The sequence below is a fragment of the Burkholderia sp. AU32262 genome (assembly GCF_020419985.1).
Classification (GTDB): Bacteria; Pseudomonadota; Gammaproteobacteria; order Burkholderiales; family Burkholderiaceae; genus Burkholderia; species Burkholderia semiarida.
Genome location: NZ_JAIZRS010000032.1, coordinates 27,034 through 40,562, shown reverse-complemented (window position 1 = coordinate 40,562; position 13,529 = coordinate 27,034). Strand labels below are relative to the sequence as shown.

The following is a 13,529-nucleotide window of genomic DNA, read 5'->3' as shown; positions in this document are numbered from 1 at the left end:
AGGATGCGCCGCCGCCCGTGCCCGCTTTCAACGCGCGACACCCCGTTCACCATGAAAATTGCCATCCTCGACGACTACCAGGACGCCGTCCGCAAACTGAACTGCTTCGAGATGCTCGCCGGCCACGACGTAAAGGTCTTCAACAATACGGTGCGCGGCCTGGGACAGCTCGCCAGCCGTCTGGCGGAAGTCGAGGCGCTCGTGCTGATTCGTGAACGGACCCCGATTACCTCGCAGTTGCTCTCGAAGCTGCCGAACCTGCGCATGATCAGCCAGACCGGCCGCGTGTCGAGCCACATCGATCTCGACGCGTGTACCGACCGCGGCATCGCGGTGCTCGAAGGCACCGGTTCGCCGGTCGCGCCGGCCGAGCTGACCTGGGCGCTCGTGATGGCCGCCCAGCGCCGCATTCCGCAGTACGTCGCGAACCTGAAGCAGGGCGCCTGGCAGCAGTCGGGCCTGAAGACGTCGGCGCTGCCGCCGAACTTCGGCCTCGGCCAGGTGCTGCGCGGCCAGACGCTCGGCATCTGGGGCTACGGCAAGATCGGCCGGCTCGTCGCCGGTTACGGCAAGGCGTTCGGGATGAACGTGCTGATCTGGGGCCGCGAGCATTCGCTCGAGGCCGCGCGCGCCGACGGCTACACGGCCGCCGAGAGCCGCGAAGCGCTGTTCGAGCAGAGCGACGTGCTGTCGCTGCATCTGCGCCTGCACGACGACACGCGCGGGATCGTGAAGCAGGAAGACCTGATGCGGATGAAGCCGACGTCGCTGCTCGTCAACACGAGCCGCGCCGAGCTGCTCGAGGAAAACGCGCTCGTCAACGCGCTGTCGCACAACCGGCCGGGGATGGTCGCGATCGACGTGTTCGAAAGCGAGCCGATCCTGCAGGGCTACAGCCTGCTGCGGATGGAAAACGTGATCTGCACGCCGCACATCGGCTACGTCGAACGCGAAAGCTACGAACTGTATTTCAGTGCCGCATTCCGCAACATTCTCGCGTTCGACGACGGCGACATGTCGAGCGTCGCCAACCCCGAAGCGCTGACGCCGATCCGCAAGCGCTGATCGCGCGGGCCGCGCGCGTCGCGTGGCCCCGTTGCCCGATTCCCGTCGTCAGGCGGCCACGCGGCCACCCGTCATCGCGTCGACGCGCGTGAGGAAGTGCTCGCCGTCGCGCCGCCCGAGATCGTACGCATGCCGCATCTGCGACGGGCTCGTGTAATCCCAGCTCGAAATCGGCACCTTGCTCGACGGCTGCACGTACAGCCGCCGCTGGTCGCCATGCGCGACCGTGAACATCTGCGGACGCGGATACAGCCGCGTGACGAGCACCAGCACGTCGCCCGGAGACGAATCGAGCGCATCGACCGGCACGTTGTCGACCATCCCGCCGTCGAGCACCGGCCGGCCGCCGCGCCGCAGCACCGGCGTGAACGGCGGCGTGCAGGACGACTGGAGGATCAGGTCGGCGAGTTCGTCGACGTGCGCGCAGGCCTGCGCGCGCACGAATTCGGGCCGAAAGCCGAGCGTGCGCCCGAGCGTCGGGTGCAGCGTCTTGCGCACGTACTTCTCGATGTTGTACGCGACGAGGCCGGCCGCGACCGCGCTGCGCGCACCGAGCCAGCGCGGCACGTGCGACACGCCGATGCGGATTTCCGGCGCCGCGGCGAGCTTCGCGAACGGTTCGCCGTAGATGTCGAGCAGCGCCTGACGATAGATCCGGTAATGCGGAAACACCGGCTCGCGCCCGAACAGGTTGCCCCAGTACGCATTCTTCCGGTTGTGGCGCAGCGCCTCCTCGTAATAGCGCATCACCCATGCGGCGTCGCGTGTATACAGCATGCAGGCGGTCGCCGCGCCGGCCGAGATGCCGGTGATCACGCGCGGGCGCAGGCCGAGGGCCGGCTGCGCGACGTCCCAGAAGCCGGCCTGCCACCAGCAGCGATTGCCGCCGCCCGCAAAGACGATCTGGTCGAACATCGCGCCGCTCAGCTGACGAGCGCGTAGGTCGACGTCGCGTGGACGGCCATCTTGCCGTCCTCGTCGAACAGCTCGACTTCGCCGAACACGAGGTTGCGACCCATCCGCAGCACGCGCGCGGTGACGAGCACGTCGCCCTTGCGCACGGGACGCATGAAGTTCGTGTTCAGCGACACCGTCGTCATCGGCCGGAATTCGCCGAGCGCAGCCGAGATCGCGACCACCATCGCGGTGTCGGCGGCCGCCGTGAACACCTGGCCGCAGATCACGCCGCCCGAATGGCGGAACTCGCCGGAAAACGGCAGGCGCAACGTGACGCTGTCGTCGCCGATCGACACGGGGACCAGACCCAGCGAGCGGACCCACGGGGCCAGCAGGCGATCCAGCAATTCGCGGACTGCGTTTTCGTCCATCTTCGAATGTCCAGAAAACGTTGCGCGACCGTCGCGCAACGCGTGTGGCGTCATCATACCGGGAGCGCGCAAACTGCGACCGCTCGTTACCGCGCCGGCAACCGCCGCCGGCGTGACGAAATATTTTCGGGAAATTCGCAGAAAGGGCTTGCCATGTCCCGAAAACCCCGGCATAATCTTTCTTCTGTTGGGGGCGTTAGCTCAGTTGGTAGAGCAGCGGACTCTTAATCCGTAGGTCGAGTGTTCGAGTCACTCACGCCCCACCAGGAATTTCAAAGGCCGGTCAGCGAAAGCTGACCGGCCTTTTTCGTTTTGGCGCGCCGCGCGCCTTTCGCGGTACGCCGCCGCACGCCCGTCGCGCATCGTTTCCGCTAGAATCGTCCGACAAATATCACACGACCGGCGCGGGGTTCGTCATTTGCCCGCCGGCACTGAGAGAACATGGGACGTCAGACATGGAAGCATGTGAACGAGACGCGACCATTCAGAGGGCATGGTTGCGCCGATATCGGCCTGTCCGTCGCGATGGGCCGCTCACCCGGACCGGCCCCGATCCGCGCGACGCCCGAACCGGATCGCGTCATGCCGGGTAAGGACGCGCTGGTCGCACTGATGATCGGTGTCGTGCTGTTCGTGCTGGCCGGCGTGCTCGCCGTCACGGCCGGCCGGGAACCCGACCGCTTGGTCCGCGCGCCGGGCACGGTCGTGCGCATCGTCCAGGACAGCGATGCAATGCGCGCGTACCGGCCGATCGTCGCGTATCTCGCGAACGACGGCCGGCGCCGCGAAGTCGCCGGCAATACTGCATCCGCGGTGCCCGCGTACGACATCGGCGAGAACGTCGACATCCTGCTCGACCCCGACCACCCGGAGCGCCCCGCGCTGATCGACGATTTTGCGCAACGCTGGCTTCCGGTGGCCGTGCCGGCGCTGCTCGCCGTCGCGTCGTTCGCCATCGGCGGCCTGCTGCTCGCGGGCGAGCGACGCCGCCGGCAGTCGGGCCCGGCGCCGCGCCACGTCGAACGCAAGCCGGCACGGCGCCGCTGGGATGTCGCGATCGCGCTGATTCCGATCGCGATCGGCACGGGTTTCCTCGCCGGCGCCGGCGCGGCCGGGCTGCGTCAGTGGCAAATCGTCCACCACTATGCGCGTTCGACCGGCCATGTGGTCGAGATCGCGAAAAACGGGCGGCCGTCGCGGTCGCGCACGTCGCTGTATTCGGCCATCGTCGCGTTCACGACCGACAGCGGGCGGCTGATCACATTCGCCCAGGGCTCCGCGGCGTCGCCTCCGGGCCTCCACAAAGGCGATGCGGTCGACGTGCTGTACGATCCCGTCACGCCCGAGCGTGCGCTCGTCGATCGCTTCTGGGATCGCTGGGGCCTCACGGCCATCCTGTTCGCGATCGGCGCGCCATTCCTGGCGGCCGGGCTGTTCGCCGCCGCGACGTTATGGCCCGACCATCGGCCGCACGAAGCCGAGGCCGCTCGATGACCCACGCGCGGCGCGGTGCGGCAACCGCCGCGCCGCGCGTCACCGCTCCCTGAACGCCTCCACCTTCGCGCGGTTCCCGCACGTGCGCATGTCGCACCACCGCCGCCCCACGCCGCGGCCGCGATCGACGAAGAACCACGTACACCGGCCGCATTGCCGCACGCGCGCGAAATCGTCGCTGCGCATCAGATCCTCGAAACCGAGCGCAGCCGCATCGATCCAGCGCGACGCAGCGCGCGCGTCCGGTCGCCACGCGAAGCGGCCGCCAACCGCATCGAACGCACTCCGCCCGATCGCCTCGCGGATCGCCAGCGCAAGCCGGTCGGCAGCGCGCGCGCCCGCGCCGCCGCCGCCCGCGGCCGTCAGGTGCACGATCGCGGCGTACGCGTCGTCGCGAAAGCGGTGCAGCGCCGCCAGCTCCTCGGGGCCATCCTGGCGCGGATGACGCAGCAGCCGCGCCAGATCGTCGGGCGCCAGCAACCCCGCTTTCCCGGCCCACGCACGCACGGCCGGCCAGTCGACGAGCTTGTCCTCGTCGCGCGTCTTGCCCGTGTCGGCCACCGTGTTGAGGAAGTCGAGCGCCGGATGGCCGCCGACGAAATCGGCCGCGCGCCATTCGTGCCCGTGCCGCGCCGGGTCGGATCGAGTAACCATTTATTTTCACCTATCGGTTTCATATCCGGAAAATCCGGCGTAACCTGTTAACAACCAAAACAGGTTAGCACGGAGAAGCCGATGCTCGCACTTCCGAACCGCTTCGATTTCGAAGGCCACCGGATTGCATGGGGTACGCTCGGCGAAGGCCCGCCGCTCGTGCTCGTGCACGGCACGCCGTTTTCGTCGCAGGTATGGCGCCGGATCGCGCCGTGGCTCGCGCGGCGCCATCGCGTGTATGTCTACGACCTGCTCGGCTATGGCCAGTCCGACATGCCGGACGCGGACGTGTCGCTCGGCCGCCAGAACGCGCTGTTCGGCGCACTGCTGAACGAATGGACACTCGCGCGGCCGCGTGTGCTCGCGCACGACTACGGCGGCGCCACGGTGCTGCGCGCGCACTTTCTCGACGGCATCGCGTATGCGGATCTCACGCTCGTGAACCCGGTCGCGATCGCGCCGCAAGGGTCGCCGTTCGTGCGTCACGTCGCGCAGCACGAAGCCGCGTTCACCGGCCTGCCCGCGTACGCGCACCATGCGCTCGTGTCGGCCTATATCGGCCAGGCGGTCGCGCGACCGCTGAGCGACGAAGCACTGTCGATCTACCGTGCACCGTGGCTCACGCCGGCCGGCCAGGCGGCGTTCTATCGCCAGATCGCGCAGATGCGCCAGCGCTACATCGAGGAAGCGGAAGCCCGCTACGCGCCGCCGGACTTTCCGGTGCGCATCGTGTGGGGCGAGGACGACGCATGGATTCCGCTCGAGCAAGGGCAGGCGCTCGCCGATCGCGTCGCGAACGGCAAGCTGATCCGCGTCCCGCACGCGGGCCATCTGGTTCAGGAAGATGCGCCGGAGGCGATCGTCGCCGCGGTGCTCGACGCGCACGCGCCACGCTGACCGCCAGCCTCCTCGCGTCGCGTCGTCAGAACACCGGCACGCCTTGCGCGAGCGTCGCGACGAACTTCGCGGTACGCGGGTCGCGCGGCCGGCCGAACAGGTCGCGCGACGCGCCGGCTTCGACGATGCGGCCATCGGCGAGGAACACCGCATCATGCGCGATCGACGCGGCCAGGCGCAGGTCGTGCGTGGCCATCAGCATCGTCGTGCCTTCGCGCGCGAGCTGGCGCAGCACCTCGACCACTTCGACGGACAGCTCCGGATCGAGCGCCGATGTCGGCTCGTCGCACAGCAGCACCTGCGGAGACGGCGCAAGCGCGCGCGATCGCCACGCGCTGCTGCTGTCCGCCCGATAGCGTGGCCGGCCATGCGTCGGCCTTGCCCGCGATGCCCACCTTGTCGAGCAGCGCGAGCGCCCGCTGGCGCGCCTGCTCGCGCGGCCAGCGCTGCACGGTCACGAGCCCCTCCATCACGTTCTGCACGACGCTCAGGTGCGGAAACAACTGGAAGTTCTGGAACACCATGCCGGTCTGCTTGCGCACCGCGAATACCGCGTCGCGCGACGGCCGGCGCCCCGGCACGAATGCGATGCGCGCATCGCCGACCGAGAGCGCGCCCGCCTCCGGCACTTCGAGCAGGTTCACGCAGCGCAGCAGCGTGCTCTTGCCGCTGCCGGACGGGCCGATCAGCGCCGTTACGCTCCCCGGCTGCAATGCGAGGTCGATTCCGCTCAACACGCGATGCGAGCCAAACGACTTGTCGATGCGCTCGAGACGGATCATCGCAACTCCGCGTGGAACAGCGCATGCCGGCCGAAGCGGGTTTCGAGGCGACGTTGCAGCGTGGACAGCACCGAGCTGAACAGCAGATAGATCAGCGCGGCTTCGGTATAGAGAATCAGCGGCTCGTAGGTCACGGCCGCGATGCGCTGCGCGGCCTGGAAGATCTCGGGTACCGTCAGCACGGCCGCGAGCGACGTGTCCTTCACGAGCGAAATGAACGAATTCGACAGCGCGGGCAGCGCGACGCGCGCGGCCTGCGGCAGGATCGCGCGGCGCAGCGCCTGCGCGCGCGTCATCGACATCGAGTACGCGGCCTCCCACTGCCCCTTGGGGATCGATTCGATCACGCCGCGAATCACTTCCGCGTTGTACGCGCCGACGTTCAGCGAGAAGCCGATCACGGCGGCCGTCAGCGGATCGAGCACGATGCCGACGCTCGGTAGCCCGTAGAAGATCACGAACAACTGCACGAGCAACGGCGAGCCGCGGAACAGCCAGATATAGAAACGCACGACGGCCTGCGCCCAGCGCGGCCCGAACAGCCGCGCGAGCGCCGCGCCGAACGCGAGCAACAGGCCGATCGCGAACGACGCGAGCGTGAGCGGAACCGTAAACACGAGCCCTGCAACGAGCAGGGGGCGCAGCGATTCCGCCATCAGGTGCAGCCAGGCCGGCATCGTTCAGCCTCGCGTCACGGCTGCGACACGTCGCGGCCGAAGTACTTCTGCGAGATCTTCGCGTAGGTGCCGTCCGCCTTGATGTCCGCGAGCGCCTTGTCGATCGCGGCCACCAGCGCGGGGCTGCCCTTGCGCAGCAGCACGCCGGACGCGTCGCCCGCGCCGCTCGTGTCGGTCGCCGCGATCTTCAGTTTCGCGTCGGGCTTGTGCTTGCGGAAATCGAGGTACGACAGCGAATCGTTGATCGTCGCATCGACGCGTCCGGACGTCAGCAGGTCGATCGATTCGTTGAAGCCCTGCACGGGCACCACGTCGGCGCCGTGCGCGGCCGCGAGCTTGCCGAAATTGCTGGTCAGCGTGTTCGCGGATTTCTTGCCCTTCAGGTCGTCGAACGAGCGGATCGTCGTGTTGTCCGCGCGCACGATCAGCACCGCGTGCGACGTGATGTACGGCGTCGAGAAATCGTATTTCGCCTTGCGCGCGTCGGTGATCGACACTTCGTTCACGACCGCGTCGTAGCGGTTCACGTCGAGGCCCGCGATCAGCCCGTCCCATTTGCCTTCGACGAACTGCGGCTTCACGCCGAGACGCTGCGCGATCGCGGTCGCGATGTCGACGTCGAAGCCCGTCAGCTTGCCCGTCTCGTCGTGGTACGTGAACGGCGCGTAGGTGCCTTCGGTACCGATGCGGAACACGCCGGCCGACTTGATCTGCGACAGGTCGTCGGCAGCCAGCGCGCTGGTGGCCGCGGCGGCCTGCAGCAGCGCGACGATCAGGATGGAGCGGAGGAATTTCATGGTGCGGACCCCGAATGATTGGAGAGAATCATCCCGCCGGCTCGCCTGCGCCGTTCGAGAGGTCCGCGAATTCTACCGATGCGGGAAGGCCCGGCAAAAACGCAAATCGGCTAACGATATGAGCCGATCGAATAACGACCACGCCAACCTCGATGCCGACGCGGGCCCCTTACACGTCGCTTACCATGGCAACGAATACGTCTTCGTGTTCGTGAAGCTCTTCATCGCTTCCTGCACACCCTCCTTGTATCCGAGCCCCGAATCCTTCACGCCGCCGAACGGCGTCAGCTCGAGCCGATAGCCGGGCACCTCGCGCACGTTCACGCTGCCGACTTCGAGTTCGGTGATGAAGCGCGTGATGTGGTCGAAGCGGTTCGTGCACACCGACGACGACAGCGCGTAGTCGGTGCTGTTCGACATCCGGATCGCTTCGTCGATGTCGCGAAAGCGCAGGATCGGCGACACCGGCCCGAAGGTTTCATGCTTGACCAGCGGCATGTCGGGCGTCACGCGATCGACGACGGTCGGCGAATACAGCGCGCCGTCGCGCACGTTGCCGACCAGCAGCCGCGCACCGCGTGCGATCGCGTCGTTCACCTGCTGCTCGCAGAATTGCGCGGCCGCTTCGTCGATCACGGTGCCCATGTCGACCGACGGATCGGACGGGTTGCCGTACGACCATGCGCGCGTCTTCTCGACGACGAGTTCCGTGAAGCGATCGGCCACTGCCTCGTGCACGAGCATTCGCTTGATCGCCGTGCAGCGCTGCCCCGAATTCCTGTACGAGCCCGACACCGCGAGCGTGCTCGCCTCGTCGAGATCGGCGTCTTCCATCACGATGATCGGATCGTTGCCGCCGAGTTCGAGCACCGCGCGCCGATAGCCCATCCGCGCGGCGATCGATTTGCCGATCGACACGCCGCCGGTGAACGTGATCAGGTCGATCGCCGGGTTCGTGATCAATTCGTCCGCAATGTCCTTCGGGTCGCCGGTGATCACCTGCAGCATCTGCGGCGGCAAGCCGGCTTCGTACAGGATGTCCGCGAACAGGTAGCACGACAGCGGCACCTTCTCCGACGGCTTCACGACGATCCGGTTGTTGGTCGCGACCGACGGCACGACCTTGTGCGCGACCTGGTTCATCGGGTGGTTGAACGGCGTGATCGCCGAAATCACGCCGAGCAGCGGGTCGCGCTGCGTGTACACGCGGCGCTTCTTGCCGTGCGGCGTCAGATCGCACGAGAAGATCTGCCCGTCGTCCTTCAGCACTTCGCCGGCGCCGAACGTCAGCACGTCGGCCACGCGGCCCGCTTCGTACGTCGAATCCTTGACGCACAACCCGGCCTCGGCCGTGATCAGCGCCGCGATCTCCGCGGTGCGAGCACGCACGATGTCGGCCGCGCGGCGCAGGATCGCCGCGCGATCGTGGCGCGTGAGCGTCGGCCGGTACGCACGCGCGACCGCGAATGCGCGGCGCACGTCGTCGAGCGTCGCCTTCGGCACGGTGCCGACCAGTGCGCCGTCGTGCGGGTTGCGCACGTCGATCACCGCATCCCGCTGAATCCGCTCGCCGTCGATTCGCAGTGCCTCGCGACGAATCTCGCGCACCGCCGTCGATGCTGCAAAGGCGTTCATGCCTGTATTCCCCAAAGACGCGCGTGCATCACTGCAGATGGTTGAGCGCGATATCGATGATGTCGAAGTTGCGCAGCCGCGCGCGGCCCGCGACGTCGGTCGCGACCGGCTTGCTGAAGATCAGCGGCACGATCTGCTCGGAGATCCCGCCGTGCGAGCGCAACGGCACGTCGAGGCCGGACAGATCGTGCTTGATGCGGCGCGTGCCGAGCACGACGTCCTGCCTGGAGATCACGATCAGGTCGCCCATCCGCGCGGGCGGCAGCTCGAAGCGCGCGCAGCCTTCGGCGCCCGTCAGCACGACGTCGATGCCGTCGACCGCGGCGAGCCGCGCGCGCAGCGCTTCGGCATCGGCCGTTGCCGGCACATAGACGGTCGCGAACGAACCGAGCGCACCATGGTGCACGACGTACGGATCGGTGATCGGCAGGATCACGCGCGCCGCATCGTGGCCGAGCCACTCGTCGAACAGCTCCTGCAGGTAGACGACGTTCGGCTCGCCGGTCGCGTCGTCGTGCTTCGCGTTCATCCCGTGATCGGCGGTGATCGCGACGATCGCGCCGAGCTCGTCGAGGCGCTTCAGGTACGTGTCCATCATCGCGTAGAACGCGTTCGCGCCTTCCGTGCCGGGCGCGCACTTGTGCTGCACGTAGTCGGTGGTCGACAGGTACATCAGGTCGATCGGGCGCGTCTCGAGCAGGCGCACGCCGGCCGCGAACACGAATTCGGACAGATCCGCGCTGTACACGCTCGGCACCGGCTTGCCGACCAGCTCGAGCACGCGGTCGATGCCGTTTTCCTCGACGCTCGCCTCGTCGGCCTTTTCCGACGAGAAGCAGATGCCCTTCAGCCCCTTGCCGAGCAGGCGGCGCAGCTTGTCCTTCGCGGTGACGACCGCGACGCGCGCGCCCCGCTCGGCGAAGGCCGCGAGCACGGTGGGCGCGACCAGGTACTTCGGATCGTTCATCAGCACCTCGGCGCCGGTGTCGCGATCGTAGAAGTAGTTGCCGCTGATCCCGTGGATCGCCGGCGGCACGCCGGTCACGATCGACAGGTTGTTCGGGTTCGTGAAGCTCGGCACCACGCATTCTCCCTTCAGTGCCGTGCCTGGCTTCAGCAGCGTGCGCAGGAACGGCGCGACGCCCGCCTCGGCGGCCTCTTCCAGATATTCATACGCGCAGCCATCGACGCAGACGACCACCACGGGCCGGCTCATCCAGTTGTAGCGGCGGCCGTTCACTTCCACGGAGACGGGCGTTTCAGTCATGACGTTCATTCCTTTCGGGGCGAAGCGGTGAGCCGTCGGCGCCCGTGCCGCGCCGAACGAGTGTTTCGATGCTTGACATTAAAATGGACGATTTGTAGATTGTCAACAACATGCAAAAAGCAGGAAGCAACGCGATGGCGCCCGGACGATCCGAATGACGACTTCAAGCGGTGTTATCAGGAGGTCAAAAAGCGCGCCTACATTCGGTATCCGGGCAAGCGGACCGAAGTGCAGACGCTCCGCGTCGGCTGCATCGGTCGCGTCGGCGAAGCCGGGATTCCGCGCGCTGTCGCGGCGATCGCCGACACGTCGAAGGCGATAGATGTGCGCCGCAGCCGCCTATCGGCCGAAGCGGCTGCATGACGATGTGGCGCGACGTACCGGCCGCATGTGCATGCGGCCGCCCGTTTTTCCGGCTGTGCGCCGCACGGCCCTTTATCGACGAATGCTCCGATGCGCCCCTTCTGGATCGAACAAGCGCTGTTCAACGACGGCGATCTCGCCCCCGCGCTGCAAGGTGCGACGCGGGCCGACGTGTGCATCGTCGGCGGCGGCTTCACGGGCCTCTGGACCGCGATCCAGGCGAAGCAGCACAACCCCGCGCTCGACATCGCGATCCTCGAGGCCGACCTGTGCGGCGCCGGCGCGAGCGGCCGCAACGGCGGCTGCCTGCTCACGTGGTCGGCGAAATTCCTGACGCTGCGGCGCCTGTTCGGCGAAGCCGAGGCGATCCGGCTCGTGAGGGCGTCGGAAGCGGCCGTCCAGCACATCGCCGACTTCTGCCGCGCGCACGGCATCGATGCGGACCTGCGGCTCGACGGCACGCTGTACACCGCGACGTCGCGCGCGCAGGTCGGCACGCTCGCGCCGGTGCTCGACGCGCTCGCCGCGTGCGGCATCCACAGCTACGAACATCTGCCGCCCGCCGAAGTCGCGCGCCGCTCGGGCTCCGCACGCAATCTCGACGGCGTGTACTCGCCGATCGCCGCGACCGTGCATCCCGGCAAGCTCGTGCGCGGCCTGCGCCGCGTCGCGCTCGATATGGGCATCCGGATCTACGAGCGCACGCCGCTCGTCGACTTCACGCCAGGGCAGCCGGCCGTCGTGCAGACGCCGTGCGGCAGCGTGCACGCAGGCAAGCTGGTCTTCGCGATCAACGCGTGGATGGCGAGCCGCTTCCCGCAGTTCGAACGCACGATCGCGGTCGTGTCGAGCGACATGGTGATGACCGAGAAATGCCCGGCGTTGCTGGCGCAGACGGGGCTCGTGGACGGCGTGTCGGTGCTCGATTCGCGGATCTTCGTCTACTACTACCGCACGACGGCCGACGGGCGGCTGATGCTCGGCAAGGGCGGCAACACGTTCTCGTGGCGCAGCCGCATCGCGCCCGTGTTCGACCGGCGCTCGCCGTACGAGGCGCAGCTCACGCGGAGCCTGCGCGCATTTTTTCCGTCGCTTGCGGGCGTGCCGATCACCGCAAGCTGGAACGGGCCATCGGACCGCTCGGTGACGGGCTTCCCGTTCTTCGGCCGCCTCGACGACGCGCCGAACGTGTTCTACGGCTTCGGCTATTCGGGCAACGGCGTCGGGCCGACCTACATGGGCGGGCAGATCCTGTCGTCGCTCGTGCTCGGCCTCGACAACGCGTGGACGCGCAGCCCGCTCGTGCGCGGCCCGCTCGGCCAGTTTCCGCCGGAGCCGATTCGCTATGTCGGCGCGCATGTCGTGCGCAATGCGATCCGCCGCAAGGAGCGCGCGGAAGACGAGAACCGGCAGCCGTCGGTCGTCGATACGTGGCTCGCGAAGTTGGCGAGTGCGGCGGGGAAGGCGGACAAGGCGTAACGGGCGGGGCGAATGCGGCGAGGAACGGGAGAGGCCGGCGGCTCGCCGGCACCATCATGTCGCCAGCCTCTGTCGAATCCGCACATCGACCGAACAACAGGTGAGGAAATCCCGCTAATAGAAAAAGTCCGATTCCAGGCGCCGCTTTTGTTTCGAAAAGCAAAATCCCCCATGAGGACAATCACGCATCGACAAGACATGTCCCAGCTAAAATAGAACTTATAAAACGGCGTGCCAATCCATACGCTTTATTTTTGTCATTTCATTATCTCGGTTTTATTATCAAAAACAGCATGATAGGATTCAAACAATCCGACAAATAGAATCCCGCTTTTTCTTTCATGCACTCATCAACAACCATTGAAATCTTGATTAGCGATTCCCGATCCGTCTCGAGAGGGTCGCAGTTCGGACATGTCGCGATTGCAGTCGATGGGGTCGTATATGGCCGAGCGCACCCGGGATGGGACGTAGATAACATCCTGAACTACTTAAATCGCCAGCAGACCAAGATGCAACGCGATACGATCGGCTATCTCCTTCATACATCCAGGGATGAGAAAAGGATCATCGTTTCCTAGATAAAACGCCGGCTACACGAAAACAAACCATGCTCTCTCGTCGACAACAATTGCTCCTCGAACATAGCCGAAGTACTTGGCAAAGCGGGAATTCTGGCTCACGACCCGAGATGGCGACTCCCGAGTACCATAGCGCCTGCGGATTTGATGACCGGTCTGCGCCATTCGAAACGCCTGATTGGAATCCGCCGGTATCCGAAAAAATGACACGCCTGCTGCTACTTGTCGCGCTCACGATGATGATCGGTGCGTGCTCGAAATATAAAGACGAGAAATGGGCGGCACTTCGCGACATGCCGGCCTTCGCCGAGCCAAACGACGACAGAACGCATCCGATCTTCACGGTCAGGAAAGGCGAATCCTGCGTCCCGGTGGCGGATCGGGCTGCGAAGATTTACGCGTACACGCAAGTGCGCTGCGAATCCGGAACGGGTTGGGTACTCGACGACTTCTTTGACAAGCAGCGCGGCCAATGATCAGCGGCGAGCGATCATCGCATTCGGACGAATA

The 13,529-nt window shown here is 66.5% G+C and carries 12 protein-coding genes, 1 tRNA gene and 2 pseudogenes; 7 read left to right on the top strand and 8 right to left on the bottom strand.

Features of this window, described 5'->3' with window-relative positions; all coding sequences use genetic code 11:
* The first annotated feature begins 51 nt into the window (after nucleotides 1–51).
* Nucleotides 52–1,065 (top strand): D-2-hydroxyacid dehydrogenase family protein, encoded by a 1,014-nt coding sequence (locus LGN10_RS28825; protein WP_059573604.1) that lies wholly within the window; start codon nucleotides 52–54, stop codon nucleotides 1,063–1,065.
* 48 nt (nucleotides 1,066–1,113) lie between these two features.
* Here LGN10_RS28825 and LGN10_RS28820 read toward each other — a convergent pair whose 3' ends face one another.
* Nucleotides 1,114–1,980, bottom strand: coding sequence for a patatin-like phospholipase family protein (locus tag LGN10_RS28820; protein WP_059646058.1), 867 nt, complete (start codon nucleotides 1,978–1,980; stop codon nucleotides 1,114–1,116).
* 8 nt (nucleotides 1,981–1,988) lie between these two features.
* Nucleotides 1,989–2,393 (bottom strand): PaaI family thioesterase, encoded by a 405-nt coding sequence (locus LGN10_RS28815; protein WP_027785770.1) that lies wholly within the window; start codon nucleotides 2,391–2,393, stop codon nucleotides 1,989–1,991.
* Between the two features lie 190 nt (nucleotides 2,394–2,583).
* On the opposite strand from LGN10_RS28815, the gene LGN10_RS28810 reads away from it, so the two are divergent.
* Together LGN10_RS28810 and LGN10_RS28805 are read left to right on the top strand one after the other, a co-directional pair.
* Nucleotides 2,584–2,659: transfer RNA gene (locus LGN10_RS28810), tRNA-Lys, on the top strand.
* A gap of 175 nt (nucleotides 2,660–2,834) precedes the next feature.
* Nucleotides 2,835–3,887, top strand: a complete 1,053-nt coding sequence (locus LGN10_RS28805) for a DUF3592 domain-containing protein (RefSeq protein WP_060010897.1) — start codon at nucleotides 2,835–2,837, stop codon at nucleotides 3,885–3,887.
* Between the two features lie 39 nt (nucleotides 3,888–3,926).
* On the opposite strand, the gene LGN10_RS28800 is transcribed toward LGN10_RS28805, so the two are convergent.
* Nucleotides 3,927–4,541 (bottom strand): CGNR zinc finger domain-containing protein, encoded by a 615-nt coding sequence (locus tag LGN10_RS28800; protein ID WP_226225810.1) that lies wholly within the window; start codon nucleotides 4,539–4,541, stop codon nucleotides 3,927–3,929.
* Between the two features lie 81 nt (nucleotides 4,542–4,622).
* On the opposite strand from LGN10_RS28800, the gene LGN10_RS28795 reads away from it, so the two are divergent.
* A complete protein-coding gene (locus tag LGN10_RS28795; RefSeq protein WP_226225809.1) occupies nucleotides 4,623–5,438 on the top strand; it encodes an alpha/beta fold hydrolase in 816 nt (271 codons plus the stop codon).
* A gap of 25 nt (nucleotides 5,439–5,463) precedes the next feature.
* Here LGN10_RS28795 and LGN10_RS28790 read toward each other — a convergent pair.
* From LGN10_RS28790 to phnA, 5 genes and pseudogenes are all read right to left on the bottom strand, one after another.
* Nucleotides 5,464–6,220, bottom strand: a pseudogene (locus LGN10_RS28790) (amino acid ABC transporter ATP-binding protein).
* A complete protein-coding gene (locus LGN10_RS28785) occupies nucleotides 6,217–6,897 on the bottom strand; it encodes an amino acid ABC transporter permease (protein ID WP_059573598.1) in 681 nt (226 codons plus the stop codon). The pseudogene LGN10_RS28790 and the gene LGN10_RS28785 overlap by 4 nt, the downstream one beginning before the upstream one ends.
* Nucleotides 6,898–6,911: 14 nt before the next feature.
* Nucleotides 6,912–7,694, bottom strand: a complete 783-nt coding sequence (locus LGN10_RS28780; RefSeq protein WP_059573597.1) for an amino acid ABC transporter substrate-binding protein — start codon at nucleotides 7,692–7,694, stop codon at nucleotides 6,912–6,914.
* A gap of 180 nt (nucleotides 7,695–7,874) precedes the next feature.
* A complete protein-coding gene (gene phnY / locus LGN10_RS28775; protein WP_226225808.1) occupies nucleotides 7,875–9,329 on the bottom strand; it encodes a phosphonoacetaldehyde dehydrogenase in 1,455 nt (484 codons plus the stop codon).
* 28 nt (nucleotides 9,330–9,357) lie between these two features.
* Nucleotides 9,358–10,596, bottom strand: coding sequence for a phosphonoacetate hydrolase (phnA, locus tag LGN10_RS28770; RefSeq protein WP_226225807.1), 1,239 nt, complete (start codon nucleotides 10,594–10,596; stop codon nucleotides 9,358–9,360).
* Nucleotides 10,597–10,737: 141 nt separating this feature from the next.
* Here phnA and LGN10_RS28765 point away from each other — a divergent pair.
* From LGN10_RS28765 to LGN10_RS28755, 3 genes and pseudogenes are all read left to right on the top strand, one after another.
* A pseudogene (locus LGN10_RS28765) lies at nucleotides 10,738–10,959 on the top strand (2-aminoethylphosphonate--pyruvate transaminase); the annotation flags it as partial.
* A 90-nt stretch (nucleotides 10,960–11,049) separates the two neighbouring features.
* Nucleotides 11,050–12,438 carry an FAD-dependent oxidoreductase gene (locus LGN10_RS28760; protein WP_124863314.1) on the top strand — a complete coding sequence of 463 codons (1,389 nt, stop codon included), beginning with the start codon at nucleotides 11,050–11,052 and terminating at the stop codon, nucleotides 12,436–12,438.
* Between the two features lie 691 nt (nucleotides 12,439–13,129).
* On the top strand, nucleotides 13,130–13,495 hold the full coding sequence (locus tag LGN10_RS28755) for a hypothetical protein (protein ID WP_124863312.1): 366 nt from the start codon (nucleotides 13,130–13,132) through the stop codon (nucleotides 13,493–13,495).
* Nucleotides 13,496–13,529 lie beyond the last annotated feature (34 nt).

Bases quoted from the DNA above. Each gene is read 5' to 3' on its own strand.
- LGN10_RS28825 (WP_059573604.1), top strand. From the start codon at position 52: ATGAAAATTGCCATCCTCGACGACTACCAGGACGCCGTCCGCAAACTG.
- LGN10_RS28820 (WP_059646058.1), bottom strand. From the start codon at position 1,980: ATGTTCGACCAGATCGTCTTTGCGGGCGGCGGCAATCGCTGCTGGTGG.
- LGN10_RS28785 (WP_059573598.1), bottom strand. From the start codon at position 6,897: ATGCCGGCCTGGCTGCACCTGATGGCGGAATCGCTGCGCCCCCTGCTC.
- LGN10_RS28760 (WP_124863314.1), top strand. From the start codon at position 11,050: ATGCGCCCCTTCTGGATCGAACAAGCGCTGTTCAACGACGGCGATCTC.
- LGN10_RS28815 (WP_027785770.1), bottom strand. From the start codon at position 2,393: ATGGACGAAAACGCAGTCCGCGAATTGCTGGATCGCCTGCTGGCCCCG.
- phnA (WP_226225807.1), bottom strand. From the start codon at position 10,596: ATGACTGAAACGCCCGTCTCCGTGGAAGTGAACGGCCGCCGCTACAAC.
- LGN10_RS28795 (WP_226225809.1), top strand. From the start codon at position 4,623: ATGCTCGCACTTCCGAACCGCTTCGATTTCGAAGGCCACCGGATTGCA.
- LGN10_RS28800 (WP_226225810.1), bottom strand. From the start codon at position 4,541: ATGGTTACTCGATCCGACCCGGCGCGGCACGGGCACGAATGGCGCGCG.
- LGN10_RS28755 (WP_124863312.1), top strand. From the start codon at position 13,130: ATGGCGACTCCCGAGTACCATAGCGCCTGCGGATTTGATGACCGGTCT.
- LGN10_RS28805 (WP_060010897.1), top strand. From the start codon at position 2,835: ATGGGACGTCAGACATGGAAGCATGTGAACGAGACGCGACCATTCAGA.
- phnY (WP_226225808.1), bottom strand. From the start codon at position 9,329: ATGAACGCCTTTGCAGCATCGACGGCGGTGCGCGAGATTCGTCGCGAG.
- LGN10_RS28780 (WP_059573597.1), bottom strand. From the start codon at position 7,694: ATGAAATTCCTCCGCTCCATCCTGATCGTCGCGCTGCTGCAGGCCGCC.